The sequence below is a fragment of the Streptomyces xantholiticus genome, assembly GCF_014651015.1.
Lineage (GTDB): Bacteria > Actinomycetota > Actinomycetes > Streptomycetales > Streptomycetaceae > Streptomyces > Streptomyces xantholiticus.
Map to the genome: position 1 here is coordinate 76,533 of NZ_BMWB01000001.1, position 15,820 is coordinate 92,352.

The following is a 15,820-nucleotide window of genomic DNA, read 5'->3' on the forward strand; positions in this document are numbered from 1 at the left end:
ATTTGGCCCCGGCACCCGTACCGCGCGCGCCGCATTCCCTGCGGGTTCGTTCGTGGTCGTCATCGCGGCAGCGGCCGGCTGCTCACACCGGCCCGAGACGGCCCCGTCGACAAGCCGGCGTTCCACTCGTCGACGGGCGGCAACCACCCTGATCCGTATTCCTGTCGACAGGTCGGCAACCGTGCCCGGTCGAGAGGGAGGCCAGCAGTGACGGACGTCGTGGAGGATCGGGGCGGGGTTCAGGTGGACCTCATCGGCTCGGTCTTCCTCGGCGCCGAGGTGGTGGTCGTCCCCGCCGAGCGGCTGGACGAGCAGTTCTTCTCCCTGGGCACTCGCTTCGCGGGCGAAATCATGCAGAAGTTCGTCAACCACCGGCTGCGCCTGGTCGTCATCGGCGACATCTCCCGTCACCTGGAGGCCAGTTCCGCCCTGCGCGCCCTTGTCCACGAATCGAACCGGTCCGACCACGTCTGGTTCGTCCCTGGTGTCGACACTCTCGACTCCCGTCTGAAGGCCATGGCCTGACGTCACGAGTCGTGATCGACGACCTGTGCTGCAGACCTGTCCCCCTGTCGCCGGCATGCGACCGCGCGACGGGCGGAGGGTTTGCCGGCAGCGCAAGGTAGCCCAGCGACGAGCGAAGGGGAACAACAACGTGCGGCCGGGTGATCGGTCGTGGTGGGAGCACTGCTGTCGCCGGCCGGAGCACCTGGCTCAGGAAGCCGGCCACGACTGATCCCGGGGCAGGCCGCCTCGACGGCCGTGCGGCGCGGGGTGCGGCAGCGGCCGCACCTGGAAGCCTCCCGCACCGTCGAATCGCACTTCGTGCACGGCGTCGAAACCGTCGGCGAGGGACGGCCGGCGCAGTCGCCGGAGCGTATCGTGCACACCGACGTCCGGAACCCGTTCCCGCCCCTGACGGGCGGCGTTGCGCCGCAGCGAGCCGTCGAGGTCCGGCGGGAACCAGTACGCCGTCACGGTTGCCCCCATGGCATGCCCCAGTGCGATCAGCGGTCCCCACTCCCTCGGCGACGGGTTGGTGTTGTCCACGGCGACCGGCCGTCCCGACGCCAGTGTTTCCTCCACGAGGCGCATCTGCCGCCGCTGCTTGTTCCGGGCCGCGCGAGGGAACAGATCCTTGCTCACCTGGTCATGGCCGGTGGAGAGGCACTACCGGTAGAAGGTGGATTTACCGGCGGCCTGGAGACCGACCAGCACCGCGACATCTCGGCGCTCGAACGCGTCGGGCTCGAGGCCGGCGTGACGGAGGAACTCCTGCAGGTCCCGCAGGCTGTGGCCCATGCCCATGATCCGGCCCGCGATGCGTACACGCCGGCCATCCGCGGAGGACGGTTCGATGCCGACGACCGGCGGCAGGATGCCCATACGCCCAGTCTGCGCCGACCCGACCGCCGGGGCAGCCGGGGCAGCCGGGGCAGCCGGGGCACGGTCTCCGGACCTGCTCACGCCAGCGCGTTCACGACGGCGGCGAACAGGCGGGGCATCCGCTCCGCCATGGGTACGATCCGCCGGGCCATCGCAGGATGCCGTCGGGCTCTGAGCAAGCACTCCGTCAGCAGCCGGTGCCGTTGCGTGGCACGCCGCCAGGCCGCTTCGTAACCGAGCGGCGTGCCCCGGCGCAGGTGGTCGACGAGGACTTCGGCGCCGGCCAGGGCCAGCGAGATCCCTTCGCCGGTCAGCGCATCGATGTATCCGGCCGCGTCGCCGACGAGCAGCACCCGGCCGTGGACCCGTGTGTGCGCCTTCTGTCGCAGTGGCCCGGCACCACGCACCGGCGTGACGGCCGCCGCAGCGGGGAGCCGGGCGGCCAGTGCGGGGAACGCGTCCAGTTGTCTTTCGAAGGGCGAGCGCTCCGAGGTCAGCAGCGCGACCCCCAGGAGCTCCGGGCCGAGCGGTGTCACATACACCTCTCCACGTCGGCCCCAGTGGACTTCCACGCAGTTCGACCGCGGCGGTACGGCGTAGTGCCTGCGCAGGCCGTACCGAGGCGTGCCGGCGGTCGTCACTCCGAGCCCGAGTGAGCGCCGTACAGGAGAGTGCAGGCCGTCCGCGGCGATCAGCCATCTGGCGCGCAGCCCGGCGTTGCCTTCGGTGACACCCGTGGCGGTCTGCCGTACCTCTCCGACGCGGACGGGCAGTACGGGGACTCCCGCCTCGACGACGGCGGCGTGGAGCGCGGCATGCAGGCTGATGCGCCGCACACCGAGGCCAGGGCCGTGCCGGAACATCGCCTGGACACCGCGAGAGCCCTGGACGTAGTGGATGCCCTCGATCGGCCGGCCGGAGATCGTGAGACCGAGTGCCCGCAATGCCCGGACCGCGCCGGGCATGAGTCCCTCGCCGCATGCCTTGTCGACCGGCGCACTGCGCGGTTCCGCCACGACGACGTCGAAGCCGGCCCGTGCGGCGTGCAGAGCAGTCGCCAGACCGGCGGGTCCGCCCCCGGCGACGAGGAGGTCGTGGATACGGCTCACGCGGTCACTGCCGTGCCCAGGGCGGCGTTCTCGCATCGGATGCGCACCATGAGCAGCATCACGTTGGCCGCGGTCAGCACGCAGGCGGTCATCCACGCCGAGTGGACCAGCGGGAGGGCGGCGACTTCCGCAACGACGGCGACGTAGTTGGGGTGGCGGACGAAGCGGTACGGTCCGGCGCGGACGAGCCGGGCGCCGGGGATCACGATGACGCGGGTGTTCCAGTGCGGTCCGAGGGTGGTGATGCACCACCACCGCAGCGCCTGGGCCAGCAGCACGACGGCCAGCATGGGCCAGCCGAGTGCGGGAAGGAACGGCCGGTTGCCGAGCACCGGTTCGATCAGGCAGCACGCGAGCAGAGCCGTGTGCAGCGCCACCATCACGGGGTAGTGGTTGCGGCCGTGCTCCACACCGTTACGCGAGAGGGACCAAGCCGCATTGCGACGGGCTACGACAAGTTCGACGAGGCGCTCCGCCGCGACGGCCATGACGAGAAGTACGTACCAGGACATGAGCAGTTCCTCACCAGCGCAGGAGGACGAATTCGGCACAGAAGCCGGGCCCCATGGCCAGCAGGACGCCCCAGGTGCCGGGATCGGGTCGGCAACGCGTCGCGACGTCCTCGAGCACACGCAGTACCGAGGCCGACGACAGGTTCCCCACACCGGCCAACGACCGCCAGGAGGAGTCGAGCGCGCCGTCGGGCAGCTCCAGCGCGTCGCCGACCGCCACGAGAACCTTCGGGCCACCCGGATGGCAGATCCAGGTACCGATGTCGTCCGGGACAAGGCCATGAGTGGCGAGGAAGTTCCGCAGATCGTCGCCGAGATGAGTGCGGACAACGTCCGGGATCCCGGCGTCGACGACCACGCGGAAGCCGCTGGCACCGATCCTCCAGCCGAGCAGATGCTCGGTGTCCGGGTAGAGGTGTCCGCGAGTGGCGGCCACCATCGGCCAGCCGGCGCCCCGCCGACCGGCGTCGCCGCCGCGTGCGACGACCGCCGCCGCACCGTCACCGAACAGGGCGCCGGCGACAAGATTCGCGAGCGATCCGTCGCGCTGCAGCGTCAACGAGCACAGCTCGACACTGAGCAGCACCGCCGTGTCGTCCGGGTGCCCGAGCAGGTAGTCGTGCAATCGGCCGAGTCCGGCCGCGCCGCCGACGCAGCCCAGGCCGAAGACCGGGACCCTCTTGACGTCGGCCCGCATGCCCATGCGCAGGGCAAGCCGGGCGTCGAGCGAGGGGGCGGCGACACCGGTGATGGACGTGCAGACCAGCAGATCGATGTCCGCGGCCGTGAGTCCGGCCGCGTCCAGGGCGCCGGACAGCGCTTCCTCTGCGAGGGCCAGACCGACCGTCATCCAGGCGGCATTGGCCTGGCCGAAGTCGCCGAGCCCGGCATACTGCTCGATCGGCAGAGCGAGGTGACGGGTGCGTACTCCGGCCGAGGTGTGCAGACGGCGCAACAGCGCACGGTCCGCCCCGGGCTCGAGACACAGGTCTCCCATCAGCTCCGTGAGGTCACTCTGGGCGTACCGGTGCGGCGGCAGAGCCGTGTGGACGGCGGCGACGGACGTCCCCCGGTCGATGACGGTGTGCCGCTCCCCCACGGTGGAGGGCGCAACGAGATCGTCGACGGCCACAGGGACACGCATCCGGGAATGTCTCCTCACGTCCTGAACGGCGAATACCTTGCCCCCGTGTCTCTATACCCCTCTGCGGCTTCCCGGCGGGCGACACACCGGCTGACGGTGTTGCTGCGCTCCTGCCATCCCGAACCCGCGGTCGCCGTGACGCTCTTCGCGACGGCGCTGGCCGTGTCGGTGGGCCGCGGCCCCGGCGGCTGTGCGGCGGTCGCGGCAGCGGTGCTGGCGGGGCAGCTCTCCGTGGGGTGGTGCAACGATGCGATCGACGCACAGCGTGACACCGCGGCCGGTCGCCGTGACAAGCCACTGGCAGGGGGCGCTCTGCCGCCGCGGGTGGTGGCCGCTGCGGCCGGCACGGCGCTGCTGGTCTGCGTACCGCTCTCCTTGCTCAGCGGAGGCCTTGCCGCGGCTGTGCACCTGGCCGGAGTCGCAGCCGGCGGCTGGGCGTACAACCTGGGCCTCAAGGGCACGGTTCTGTCCCCGCTCCCGTACGCCCTCGGCTTCGCCTCACTTCCTGCCTTCGTCACCCTCGGCCTCGCCTCCCGACCCTGGCCTGCCTGGTGGGCGGTCACCGCTGGTGCCCTGCTCGGAGTGGGTGCGCATTTCGTCAACGTGCTTCCCGACATCGAAGAGGATCTCGCGGGGGGCGTACGCGGGCTGCCGCAACGCCTTGGCGCGACCGCGTGCCGGTGGCTCGCTCCCCTGATGATGCTGGCGGCTGTCGGCGTGCTCGTCGCAGGACCGTCAGGTGCGGTCGGGGCACCGGGTCGGGTAGTGGCAGCCACGGCCGGCGCTGTCGCGGTCGCCGGTACCGCTGTACGGTCCGACGCCGGCAGCCGGTGGCCCTTCCGGGCGGCGATGGCGGTGGCAGGACTGGCGGTGACGCAGCTCCTGCTGAGCGGGGCCGACATGGTCGGGTTCGGCTCCTTGTGGGGCCACGGACCGCCGGACCGACCCTGATGAGGCAGACGCCGACTGTTCGCCGCGAGCGGCTGCAAAGGCCGTGGACAAAGATCGCGCGAGCGGCAGACTGGTCGCATGACCGCAACGGATCCCAAGGCCGACCTCCACTTTTACCTCCAGTCCGCCCGTGATGCCCTGCTGTGGAAGCTCGAAGGGCTCTCGGAGTACGACATCCGTCGCCCGCTGACGCCGACCGGCACCAACCTCCTGGGCATGGTGAAACACGCGGCCGGCGTGGAACTGGGCTATCTCGGCGACACCTTCGGACGGCCCGCCGGCGAGCCGCTGCCCTGGCTCGAGGACGGCGCTGAGCCCAACGCGGACATGTGGGTCACCGCCGACGAGTCACACGAGGACATCGTGGGGCTCTACCGCCGGGCGTGGGCGCACGCGGACGCGACGATCGAGGCACTGGCCCTGGACACGATCGGCACGGTGCCGTGGTGGCCGAGCAACAGGAACAAGGTGACGTTGCATCATGCCGTAGTGCGCGTGATTGCTGATACGCACCGGCACGCGGGACACGCCGACATCGTCCGGGAACTCATGGACGGGGCCGTCGGGATGAACAAGGACAACGACAGCATGGCGCAGGGCGACTCGGCGTGGTGGGAGAACTATCGAAGCCGGCTGGAGCGAGCGGCTCAGGAAGCCGGCCGCGACGCGTGACTCCTGGACCGGACCGAGTCGGACGACGACCGGCGTCCCCTGGCCGGCGGATGCTGCTGCGCGAGCTCGTCGGTCGGTGATGCCTTCGAGGACCGGGAGGTGTCGGCATGTGGACGCAACACTCAGGGAGGCTCGCCGATGCGCAAGCTCGTCGTCACCGAAAACATCACCCTCGACGGTGTGATCGAGTTGTCGGGGGGATGGTTCGACCCCCTGGGCAAGGACATCGACCAGTCCGACATCACGGCGGCGAACACCGAACACCGGGAGGCTGCTGACGCGCTGCTCGTGGGCCGTAACACCTTCGAAGCTTTCCGTGGCTTCTGGCCTGAACAGAAGGACGACCGCACCGGCGTGTCCGCCTACCTCGATGAGGTGGACAAGTACGTCGTCTCCCGCACGATGGAGGACCCGGGCTGGGAGAACTCCACCGTGCTGCGTGGTCCCCTGATCGATGAAGTGCGGGCGTTGAAGGAGGCACCGGGCCGCGACATCGTCGCGACGGGCAGCGTGCAGCTCGTCCACGCCCTGATCGCCGCGAGGCTGGTCGACGAGTACCGGCTGTTCGTCTTCCCGGTGGTCGTCGGCCACGGCGCGCGGCTGTTCGAGTCCGCTGACGCAAAACTGGACCTTCTGGAGACACGACCGTTCGTCTCGGGTGCGGTACTGCTGCGTTATGCGGACAGGAGCGCCGGCTCTTGCGGGCGCAGCGGTAGGTAGAACCCGGTCGGCGCCCTACCGCAGAGCACAACTGCGGTGGTACGACGCCCCTAGCGCGTGGGAGTCCTGCTCGGGTCGGCCAACTTCCGGACGTCTTCGCGTACTTCGCCGGGCGGTGGCCGCTCCCGGTGTCGTCGCGGCGCAGGCACGGGACACGGCGGCCAGGACGGCCTCTGCCGACCGGCAGCACCCAAGGGCGCACTCGTCCGGCCGCAGAACGCGGCGGGACGGCAGAACTACGTCTTTGGTGCCGGTCCACCAGGGCCTGCAGGCCGATTCGCCAAGACCCGACGATGTCTAGCGTCCACACCATGCGTATAGGACTACTTGGCACCGGCAACGTCGCCCGAGCATTGGCACACGGCTGGGGCGCCGCAGGACACGACGTGCTCCTCGGTTCACGACGGCCGACGGACCGGACGGACCTCGGTCTCCCCGTGGCGGGACTGAGCGAGACAGCCGCCCACGCAGAGGTACTGGTCAACGCCACCCCGGGTGCCGTCTCCGTGGAACTGCTGCACTCCATCGGGGCACCGGCGCTGGCCGGCACCCTGCTGATCGATGTCGGGGTCGGGCTCTCCGACGACTTCACCAAGCTCTCGCACCCCAACAGCAGCCTGGGTGAACAGATCCAGGAAGCCTTCCCCCTGACACCCGTCGTCAAGACGCTGTGCACCATGGACTCCACCGTGATGATCGCCCCGGACGGTCTCGACGGCCCGAGCACCGTCTTCCTCTCCGGCGACGACGCCGAAGCCAAACGGACCACCGGCCGACTGCTCACCGACCTCGGCTGGCCCCGGTCGTCCCAGCTGGACATCGGCGGTATCACCACCGCACGGGGACAGGAGCACTTTGCCCTGCTCTTCATGGGCATCGCGGGCGGTCTGGGGGCCCACACGTTCAACATCAACGTGGTCACCCGCCCTTCCGCCCATGTGTAGGAGGCCAGGACGGTGCTGACTCTTGCGCTGAGGCGTGATGCTGGCGGTTGGCCGCCGAAGGCCCCGTGGGGTCACTGGTAGTGGGGTGCCGTGTTCAGTGCTTCAGCTCGTTGGCTTTCAAGAGAGGGGGATCGCCAGCCGCCCCGTAGGTCGGTGGCACGCAATCCGGTGGCCATGAACTGCGATACGGAAAGCGACCGCCCGATGTCCGCCCGGGGCATCGGGCGGTCCCTTTGAGCACCTCTTTCTGAACTGCTGTCCGCGGCAACCGGCTTGGTCCTGTCAACCATCGTCGTATCAGCGAGCACCCAAGATGCCCACGAAGATCCGTACACAACCTGCTGGCCCCTCCTGCGGGATCTTCCCGGAAGGGAATGCATCCACAGGCTCGGAATCTCACCAATCAGAGTGTGACCCTGTACTCGAGCCCGGCCTGCCACGGCGGACCGCTGAGGCCCTGGCTCCGGTGCCGTCGCGTCCTCGATCGTGTTCTTCACTGCCGCATGAACCGTGATGGCGGGACGCATTGAGTGGCAGCAGCCGGATTGGCGGGGACACGTCTGCCTGCCAATGGGGTGATCTTCGCGTACGACACGGTCTATGTGCGGATCGCACGGACGTCGCTCTTGTGTGGATGGCGTACGACTGGTTCACCGACCAGCTCATGGAGTCGCAGTAAAGCGTCTCCACCTGCGAAGAGGGATGTGTCGGTCGTGTCCGTGGGGTATTGCCCGTTCCAGAAAGGTCTTCCTGTGAAGCGGAAAGCGCGTCCGTACCCCCGCATCAGGGCAGTCACCATGGTCTCGGCGGGGACGCTTGCCGCAGCCCTCAGCATGCTCCCGAATACGGTCGCTTTCGCCGATGCGATCCACAGGTCCGGCCTCGGGAACAGCCAGGGGCTTCCCGGTCCGAACGGCGCCACGAGCGATGACTTCACTTCCCGAGCACGACTGGGCGAAATCGATCGCGATCGCGACCCGCAAGGTCCCGGGCGACCGCACCGGGGCGAAGGCCGACCCGGGCCACAGGGGCCTCAGGGCACTCAAGGAAGCCAGGGCGCGCAGGGTGACACCGGCGCCCAAGGGGTGCAGGGTTCCCAGGGGCCGCAAGGTGACACCGGTATTGGAACTCAAGGGCCCCAGGGCGAGCCGGGTACGGCCGGATCGCAGGGATCCCAAGGAAGCCAGGGCGCACAAGGCCCGCAGGGCGAGCCGGGCACGCGGGTGGAGGAAGTCTTCGAGCTGGTCTCGAGCGTGACTCAATCCAGCTTCATCGATGTGGATGAATCGGCCGCTACCAGTCTGGGGGATGAACAGGTCTCCAGCGGGGATCTCATCCGCGACGGCGTCACGGTCGGTGACTTCGGCTCGATCTGCACGGTGACCCGTACCGCGCCCGGCGATGAGTACGACCTGCAATGCGCGGTCACACTCCACCTTCCCGAAGGACGGATCACCGCGGAAGGCCGGTTCACCGTCACCAGCGTCGGTCCTGGACCGATCACGTTCGCGATCACCGGCGGTACGGCGGACTACCGCACGGCCCAAGGCTTCATCACCGCCGACCCTGTCAACGAATCGGAAACGAACCTCACCGTCAACCTCATCCTGTGACGTTCTCGGCGGCTATGAGTACCGCTCCCAAGCTCTTCCTACTGCCGCGAGTGAGTCGACGGGTCATCAGGGTGATGGCAACCCAGGTGATCAGAGTCTCGGAGTGCTGGACGAGCCGTTCGTAGTCGCGCGCATGGCGGCGGGCGTGCATGATCCGGGCGGGACTCCGTTCAACGACCCAACTTCGGGGCAGGACGACAAACCCGGAGGAGTCCTTGGGGCGGCTGACGGTCTTGATCGTGAGGTTGAGGTGTCGTTTCCCCCAGGTCCGTTCATCCTCGCCGAGGGTGCGGTCCAGCAGGCCGTGGACCGCCTGCCCGGCTGCGGCCACGAACGAGTTGCAGGCGGACCAGGTCCAGGAACTCCACTGTCCGGTCGATGTGGCAGACGGTCGGGGCGACCGGGCTGGTGTCCTCGAAGTGTTCGCGGGCCTGTCGGCCCCGCTCGACCTGAGCGTGATTGACCTGGTGGCGGGCGGTGACGTCGCTCATCGCCTTGAAAGCGACCTCCGGCCGACGCAGCAGACCGGTGGTCACCGTGGTGGCGACCTGCTCGTCCCGGGCCAGAGTGTGGATCGCGGTGATCCCGAGCGCCGGTCGACGCCGACGATCCAGCGGGCCCCACTCGGGGCACTCGGCCTCGCCCTGCACCGTCCTGCACGGCCGCCAGGCGCTTGCGTAACCTGCGTTCCGTTCGCCACTGCCTGGCACGGCATGCCGAAGAACAGAACACCGCGTCCGGCCGGGCACCCGGCCTCAGCCCTTCGCCACAAGACGACAGTTCCTCTCCCCGGCCTGCCCGGTGCCCTTGAACACCACGTCGGCGTAGGACCCAGGGCTATTCAAAACCGGGACTGAGTCGGACCTTTCCCCCGACTGCACGCCGACCTGCTCACCGTGCGAGGCCGGGGCGGCCTGCGCGGCAGCCGCGGCGGACGCTGTTCCGGGTGCCTCGCGACTCGCAGAGAGGGTAGAAGTGTCTCGGCCCGTTGAGCACGGGCACGGGGTGACCGTCCGACCAGGACCGGGAAATCGAGGCCCACAGCACCTCGCGGGGCAGGAACGCCGTGCCCTTCGGGTCGTCGTCCCAAGGAGGGGGAACGTGAAAAGGTACCTGCGCCGGGTGCGGATGGACGAGCCGACCGTTTCCGCGGCCGAGCAAGAACTGTTCGGCGGGCCGCTGCGCTATGACATGGCCTGGGCCGAGCACGAGCGCGCCCGCCTGGATCTGACGATGCTTTCCGCCATTCGCGCCATGCCCCGGCTGGTCGGAGGCACGTTACGCAGGGCCTGGGCCGCCGACCGTCCGGCGCTGCTGGCGGTCGGCGTGAGCGAGATCGGTCAGGGCATCGCGGCAGCCGTCACCCTCCTCGCGGTCAACGCGGTGATGCACGCTGTGCTCGGCGACGGCACGCCCCTCGACCGGTTGCACAGCGCTCTTCCCGCCCTCATCGCCGCCGCGGCCGTCGCCGTGGTGAACGCCGGTCTCGCATGCTGGTCCACCTCCCGGGCCGGACGCCTCGAGCCCTTGGTGGAGAGGATCGCCACGACCGAGTATCTGGCCGCGGCCACCGTGGTGGAGCTCGAGGCCATCGAGGACCCGGAGTTCCGCAGGCTGATCGACGTCGCCCAGTACGGTGCCGCCTCCGCCCGGCGCATGATCAGCGCTTGTGTCGCCGCGCTGAACGGCACCATCTCCCTGATCGCCACCGCCGGCGTCCTCACCGTCCTGCACCCCGCGCTTCTGCCCATGCTGCTCCTGATCGCGGCGCCGCGCGGCTGGGGAGCGATGCGGGTGGCGCAGGAGCGCTACGTGTCGGTGATGACGTGGGTCGAGCATGTGCGCGCCAGCCGCTTGATCGGCAACCTGCTGACCGAGCGCAGCGCCGCCCAGGAGGTGCGGATCCATGCGGTCGGCCCGTTCCTCCTGGAGAAGTACCGGGGCATGGCCGAGAGCGCCGAGGCCGAGCAGAAGCGGCTCGCCAACGGCAAGGCGCTCACCGAACTCGTGGCGGCCGCCGCGTCAGGCGTGGCGATGGCCTGCACATACGGGGTGATGCTGTGGCTGATCACGGCCGGGCACATGAGTCTCGCCGTGGCCGGCACCGCGGTGATCGCCGTACGGTCCGGCTCGGCGAGCCTCGGCGCGCTGGTCATGAACGTCAACGACCTGCACGAGGAGTCCTTGTACGTCCAGGACCACGACCGGTTCCTGACGGAGGCCGCTCGACGGGCCATCCCCGCGGGCGGGGAACAGTTGCCGGCGCGGGTCGACCGGGTCGTCCTCGACAAGGTCACCTACCACTACCCGGACCGAGACGCTCCGGCGCTGGACGGGGTCTCACTCACACTTCCCATGGGGTCGGTGACCGCCGTGGTGGGCGAGAACGGCTCGGGCAAGAGCACGCTGATGAAGGTCCTCGCCGGCCTGTTGCTGCCGCAGAGCGGAACGGTGCGCTGGGGCGAGGCCGAGTTGTCCGGCCTGGACCGCACCCAGGTGTTCGACCGCGTCTCCCTCCTGACCCAGGACTTCGAGCGCTGGCCGGTGACGGCCGCCCTCAACATCCGCATCGGCCGGCCCGACCGAGAGGCGGACCAGGACGACCTGCGTCCGTCGGTGGACTACGCCGGCGGGTCTTCCGTCATCGCGAAGCTGCCTCATGGGCTGCGGACCCTGCTGGCCCGGATGTTCCGCGGGGCGTCGGAACTGTCCGGCGGAGAGTGGCAGAAGATCGGACTCGCGCGGACGCACTGGCGCACCGCCACCTGCCCGGCGGACAGTGTGCTGATCGTCGACGAGCCCACCTCCGCCCTCGACCCCGAAGCCGAGATCGCCGCCTTCGACAGCATCCGCCGGCTCGCCGGCCCGCACCGGGCCGTCGTCCTGGTCACCCACCGCATGTCCGGCGTCCGCCACGCGGACACCATCTACGTCCTCAACCAGGGCCGCCTCACCGAGCACGGCAGCCACGACGAACTGATCGCCGCCCGGGGGCGCTACGCGGCCATGTTCCGCACACAAGCCGCCCAGTACGCGCAGCACACCCCCGCCACCAAACTTCCGCACCCCAGCGCCCCGCCCGTCCCGGACCTCTCATGAGACCGCCCACCGAGCGGACCCCAGGGCCGCCACCCGGCCCCACCACACCGACGCGGACCGGTACTCCTCACCTGCTGCGGAACCGGCTGACCGACCAACTCCCGGCAGCCGGAGGGATCGCGCCACGGCCGTCGAGGCCGCCTTCCGCCGGGTGCCACGCCACGCCTCCGACCCGAGGCCGCCCTCGAAGCGGCCTACGCCGACGGCGTCGTCGCACCTCCCCCACGGGCCTCGGCCCGGCCCACATCGCAGCACGGCGCCCGAAAGGGCAGCGGCGGGCGCTTCGGTGGTTGCCCTTGCAGGCGTGTGCGTCAGGCGCCGCCTGGCGCAGCATGGTTGCGGAAGGGGTGAGGGGTCCGTGGTCAATTGCGCAGCCTGCGGGAATCGGTGTGATCCCGGCGAGCAGTTCTGCGGCGCCTGCGGGGCCTTCCTCGAGTGGGCCCAGCCGAACGCCCCGGCAGCCGCGGCAGAGCCGGACGGCGCAGTCCCGACTCCGACAGGGCCCGCGACCGCCACGCCTCGGGAGGAACCCGCAGCCCGGTCGAGCGGGCCGACCGTCCCGCCGAAGCCCACCGCCCCACCCCTCCGCGCCGTACAGCCCCAGGTCGAGGAGCCCGGCCGTCAGGTGCCGCCGCCGGCACGGCACGGGGACGCCGCCGAACCACCGCCCCAGGCCGGCGACCTCATCTGCGGCCAGTGCGGCAGCGGAAACGTGCCGACGAGACGCTACTGCCGACGCTGCGGTGCCTCCCTCGCGGACGCGCCTGTCGTACCCCGCCCGCCCTGGTGGCGGCGGCTGTTCACCCGCCGCCCCAGGCCGAAGCCCGTCGCCGGGGAGCGGCCACCGCGCCGGCGGTGGCGGCGGCCGCGGTTCGTCCTGCCGCTACTGGTCCTGTGCGTCCTCGTCGCGGTGGGGTACGCCTTCCGCGACGAGGCCGGCCGCGCGCTGGAAGCAGTGAGGGACCGGATGTCCAAGACCGAGCAGCTGCATGCGGTGAAGGTGACGGCATCGAGTGCCGGGAAACAGCACCCGGCCGCCCTCGCCGTGGACGGGACCACGGACAAGTACTGGACACCTGCGCAGCCCGGAGCCGCCGAAGGGGAGTATCTGGAGGCGACGTTCGCCGAACCCGTTCGCCTGCTCGATCTCGTCGTCCATCCCGGCAGCTCCCCTGTGGCCGAGAAGTTCCTCACCCAGGCGCGGCCCCGCAGTCTGCTGGTGACCGTCACCTCGAAGGACGGCGGGACGACCGTCAGGGACGTCCGGCTGGCCGACGTGCCGGGAGGGCAGCGCTTCCACCTCGCCGTCAGCGATGCCGTTCGCGTCCGGCTCACGGTCCAGGACGCGTACGGGGGCGGGGCCGGCCGCCATCTCGCCTTGGCCGAGGTCGAGTTCTTCAGACGGCGCTGAGCCGGCTGCCGTTAGACGACGCCCAGAGTGTCCAGCATCTGCGCGTGCCGGCGCTCCGCGTGCCGGGCCGCCACCGGGTCACCGGCCTGCCGGTGGGCCGCGATCAGCAACCGCCACACCGCGTCCTGGAACGGGTCCACGGACAGCGCGTGCGCGGCGGCCGCCACCGCAGCCGCCGCCCGGTTCCGGCCGAGTTCCACCTCGGCCAGCGCATGGGCCGCCCGCACCGCCTGGTTGCGGTACCGCTCACGGATCGGCACCACCCACTCCGCCGGGCCGTCCTCCGGCAGCAACTCCCCGGTGTAGAGCCGCAGGGCCCGCCCCAGCGCCCCCGCCGCCCGGTCCGCCTCCCCGCGCGCGGCCGCCCGCAGGCCCTCCCCGGCCGCGGCCTCGAAGGCCTGTACGTCGCAGCTGCCTCCGGGGTCCAGCACCAGCATGTACGCCTCGCCCGATCGCACCAGCACCTGGGCCCTCCCCCGTCCGGTGCCCGGTTCCAGGACGGTCCGCAGAGCCGAGACCGCGACCTGCAGTCCGCGTCCGGCCGTATGGGCCGGGCTCTCCGGCCACAGGGCGGCCATCAGTTCCTCCCGGTGGATTGGCCGTCCTGCGTGGACGGACAGCAGCCGGGCCAGCGCCCGTACGCGCGGCCGGGTGCGGCTCCAGTCCAGCGGCCGCCCCGCCAGGGTGGCCTCGTACCGCTGGAAGCAGCGCAGGAACAGCGACGCGGACGTCTGTGCACCGGGAGGGTGCGGGGTGCCCGTGTGCCGGGCCGGCCGTGCGCAGTGCCGGGCCAGGTGCGCCCGCAGCAGTGGCACGTCGGTCTCAAGGCCGTACTCCTCGGCGAGTTCCGGCGCATCGGTCCCGTCGTGGCTGCCGGGGTCATCGGGTCCCCGTTCCATCAGACGCACGAGCCGGGGCGGCAGTGCCTCCAGCACTTCCCGGTCCAGATAGGTGCGCAGGGCGGCGGACTCCAGCGGGTCGCGGCCCGCAAGCACCGCCGGCCTGCTGAGTCTGAGCAGACCGGGCCAGCCCCGGGTGAGTTCGGCGAGCTCCCGGGTGAGCTCCGGGGCGTCCGGGAAGACGGAGGCGATCTCGCCTTCGGGCAGCCGCAGTTCACGGGCGCGCAGTACGGCCGTATCGGCAAGTTCCAGCCGGGTGAGGTTCAGCGCGGGCATCCGACGGCCGGCCAGGATCAGCCGCAGGTTCCGCGGCGCCAGCACGGCCAGTTCCTCCAGTAACGCCTCGGCCGGGCTGCCGTGCACATGGTGGACCCCGTCGACGAGCAGCAGGACGGGATCCGCACGGCGCTCGACCGCCAGCAGGACGGACTCCACGGACACCGGGTCGGACAGCTCCAACTGCCTTCCCAGACTGGCGAGCAGCGAAGGCACCCCGAGAGTGTCACGGCACGGCCGCCAGTGCAGCACCTTCCCGGGGAAGACGTCCGCGGCCCGAGTGAGCAGGGTGGTCTTGCCGTACCCGGCAGGAGCGACGAGCAGCGTCAGCGGTGCCGTTCCCCGAGCGAGCCCCGGCACCAGCCGCTGGCACACTGTTTTGTGCATAAAGGCCTCCTCCCCCGACAGGAGGTCAAGGATGGTGCTCACTCTCCGCACCGGCGGAGTAACTGATTACCCCATATGGGCGTGGGGGTGCAACATGAGTGCTTCCCTGGGCGTTCCGTGCGTCGCTGGTCATTCGGGACCGCCGCCCGGGCGACAGGGCGCAGCCGGCTACGGCTCCCCGATCACCTCGACGGTGAACGGCAGGTGCACCGGCCGGTTGCGGGCCACGAGCGCCGACACGGCCGCCTCGTCCACCGCCTCCGCGTCGGGAACCCGCAACCGCACGGTCAGGTGCGGCTGCGGCGCACCCGGGAGCGGGGTCAGCGCGGTCGCCGACGCCACCGTGCCGCCGCTCTCCTCGATCTCCGGGGTGACCCCGAAGACCCGGCGGATCTGATCCCCAAGGCCCTTCGCGGTGCCCCGGGAGGCGTGCCCGGGCACCGCTCCGCGCACCTCGCCCTCCGCGCCCACCCATGCCGCGAGCAGCGCCAGGAAGTCGTCGGGGGCCAGGCGTGGGTCGAAGTACGCGGGAAGGCTGTCGAGCACGCCCAGCACGGGTGCCAGCACCTCGTCGAGTGCATCCGTGAGCCGCTGGACGAGGTCGTCGTCCGCGTACACGCCCGGCAGTTGGGCTCCCAGCGGATGCCTGGTCGGCAGCCCCGGCACGATCCGGCGCTCAGTCGCCACCGGTCACCTC

Annotated in this window: 15 protein-coding genes and 1 pseudogene; 8 read left to right on the forward strand and 8 right to left on the reverse strand. The window is 70.6% G+C overall.

Going from position 1 to position 15,820, the window contains the following annotated elements:
- Nucleotides 1-207 precede the first annotated feature (207 nt).
- A complete protein-coding gene (locus tag IE198_RS34840) occupies nucleotides 208-525 on the forward strand; it encodes a DUF4180 domain-containing protein (protein ID WP_229833654.1) in 318 nt (105 codons plus the stop codon).
- A gap of 189 nt (nucleotides 526-714) precedes the next feature.
- Here IE198_RS34840 and IE198_RS00400 read toward each other — a convergent pair whose 3' ends face one another.
- The 5 genes from IE198_RS00400 to IE198_RS00415 form a co-directional block, all read right to left on the reverse strand.
- Entirely contained in the window at nucleotides 715-1,146 is a 432-nt protein-coding gene (locus IE198_RS00400) for an AAA family ATPase (RefSeq protein ID WP_229833655.1), read from the reverse strand.
- Nucleotides 1,147-1,170: 24 nt separating this feature from the next.
- Nucleotides 1,171-1,386, reverse strand: coding sequence for a hypothetical protein (locus tag IE198_RS34845; RefSeq protein ID WP_229833656.1), 216 nt, complete (start codon nucleotides 1,384-1,386; stop codon nucleotides 1,171-1,173).
- Between the two features lie 77 nt (nucleotides 1,387-1,463).
- The gene (locus tag IE198_RS00405; protein ID WP_189881462.1) at nucleotides 1,464-2,495 is read right to left on the reverse strand and encodes an NAD(P)/FAD-dependent oxidoreductase; all 1,032 of its coding nucleotides are present in this window, start codon (nucleotides 2,493-2,495) and stop codon (nucleotides 1,464-1,466) included.
- Nucleotides 2,492-3,007 (reverse strand): isoprenylcysteine carboxyl methyltransferase family protein, encoded by a 516-nt coding sequence (locus IE198_RS00410; RefSeq protein WP_189881464.1) that lies wholly within the window; start codon nucleotides 3,005-3,007, stop codon nucleotides 2,492-2,494. Before IE198_RS00410 ends, IE198_RS00405 begins: the two co-directional genes overlap by 4 nt.
- Before the next feature lie 10 nt (nucleotides 3,008-3,017).
- On the reverse strand, nucleotides 3,018-4,151 hold the full coding sequence (locus tag IE198_RS00415; RefSeq protein WP_189881466.1) for a type III polyketide synthase: 1,134 nt from the start codon (nucleotides 4,149-4,151) through the stop codon (nucleotides 3,018-3,020).
- Between the two features lie 6 nt (nucleotides 4,152-4,157).
- Between IE198_RS00415 and IE198_RS00420 the strand changes: the two genes are divergently transcribed.
- The 5 genes from IE198_RS00420 to IE198_RS00440 all read left to right on the forward strand — a co-directional run bounded on the left by IE198_RS00420 (nucleotide 4,158) and on the right by IE198_RS00440 (nucleotide 9,051).
- Nucleotides 4,158-5,102 (forward strand): UbiA family prenyltransferase, encoded by a 945-nt coding sequence (locus IE198_RS00420; protein ID WP_189881467.1) that lies wholly within the window; start codon nucleotides 4,158-4,160, stop codon nucleotides 5,100-5,102.
- A 78-nt stretch (nucleotides 5,103-5,180) separates the two neighbouring features.
- Nucleotides 5,181-5,774 (forward strand): DinB family protein, encoded by a 594-nt coding sequence (locus IE198_RS00425; RefSeq protein WP_189881468.1) that lies wholly within the window; start codon nucleotides 5,181-5,183, stop codon nucleotides 5,772-5,774.
- 138 nt (nucleotides 5,775-5,912) lie between these two features.
- The gene (locus tag IE198_RS00430) at nucleotides 5,913-6,494 is read left to right on the forward strand and encodes a dihydrofolate reductase family protein (RefSeq protein WP_189881472.1); all 582 of its coding nucleotides are present in this window, start codon (nucleotides 5,913-5,915) and stop codon (nucleotides 6,492-6,494) included.
- A gap of 311 nt (nucleotides 6,495-6,805) precedes the next feature.
- Nucleotides 6,806-7,438, forward strand: a complete 633-nt coding sequence (locus tag IE198_RS00435) for an NADPH-dependent F420 reductase (RefSeq protein WP_189881473.1) — start codon at nucleotides 6,806-6,808, stop codon at nucleotides 7,436-7,438.
- Nucleotides 7,439-8,661: 1,223 nt separating this feature from the next.
- The gene (locus IE198_RS00440) at nucleotides 8,662-9,051 is read left to right on the forward strand and encodes an allene oxide cyclase barrel-like domain-containing protein (RefSeq protein ID WP_189881474.1); all 390 of its coding nucleotides are present in this window, start codon (nucleotides 8,662-8,664) and stop codon (nucleotides 9,049-9,051) included.
- On the opposite strand, the pseudogene IE198_RS36270 reads toward IE198_RS00440, so the two are convergent.
- Nucleotides 9,041-9,611: pseudogene (locus IE198_RS36270) on the reverse strand (DUF6192 family protein); the annotation flags it as partial. The gene IE198_RS00440 and the pseudogene IE198_RS36270 overlap by 11 nt on opposite strands.
- A gap of 568 nt (nucleotides 9,612-10,179) precedes the next feature.
- Here IE198_RS36270 and IE198_RS00455 point away from each other — a divergent pair.
- Together IE198_RS00455 and IE198_RS00460 are read left to right on the forward strand one after the other, a co-directional pair.
- Nucleotides 10,180-12,150: an ATP-binding cassette domain-containing protein gene (locus tag IE198_RS00455; RefSeq protein ID WP_189882717.1), complete on the forward strand. Its 1,971-nt coding sequence runs from the start codon at nucleotides 10,180-10,182 to the stop codon at nucleotides 12,148-12,150.
- Nucleotides 12,151-12,775: 625 nt separating this feature from the next.
- Entirely contained in the window at nucleotides 12,776-13,561 is a 786-nt protein-coding gene (locus tag IE198_RS00460; protein WP_189881475.1) for a discoidin domain-containing protein, read from the forward strand.
- Between the two features lie 11 nt (nucleotides 13,562-13,572).
- Here the strand turns inward: IE198_RS00460 and IE198_RS00465 are convergent, their stop codons facing one another.
- Together IE198_RS00465 and IE198_RS00470 are read right to left on the reverse strand one after the other, a co-directional pair.
- A complete protein-coding gene (locus tag IE198_RS00465) occupies nucleotides 13,573-15,123 on the reverse strand; it encodes a BTAD domain-containing putative transcriptional regulator (RefSeq protein ID WP_189881476.1) in 1,551 nt (516 codons plus the stop codon).
- Nucleotides 15,124-15,291: 168 nt separating this feature from the next.
- Nucleotides 15,292-15,810: a phage tail protein gene (locus IE198_RS00470; protein WP_229833658.1), complete on the reverse strand. Its 519-nt coding sequence runs from the start codon at nucleotides 15,808-15,810 to the stop codon at nucleotides 15,292-15,294.
- Nucleotides 15,811-15,820: the final 10 nt, after the last annotated feature.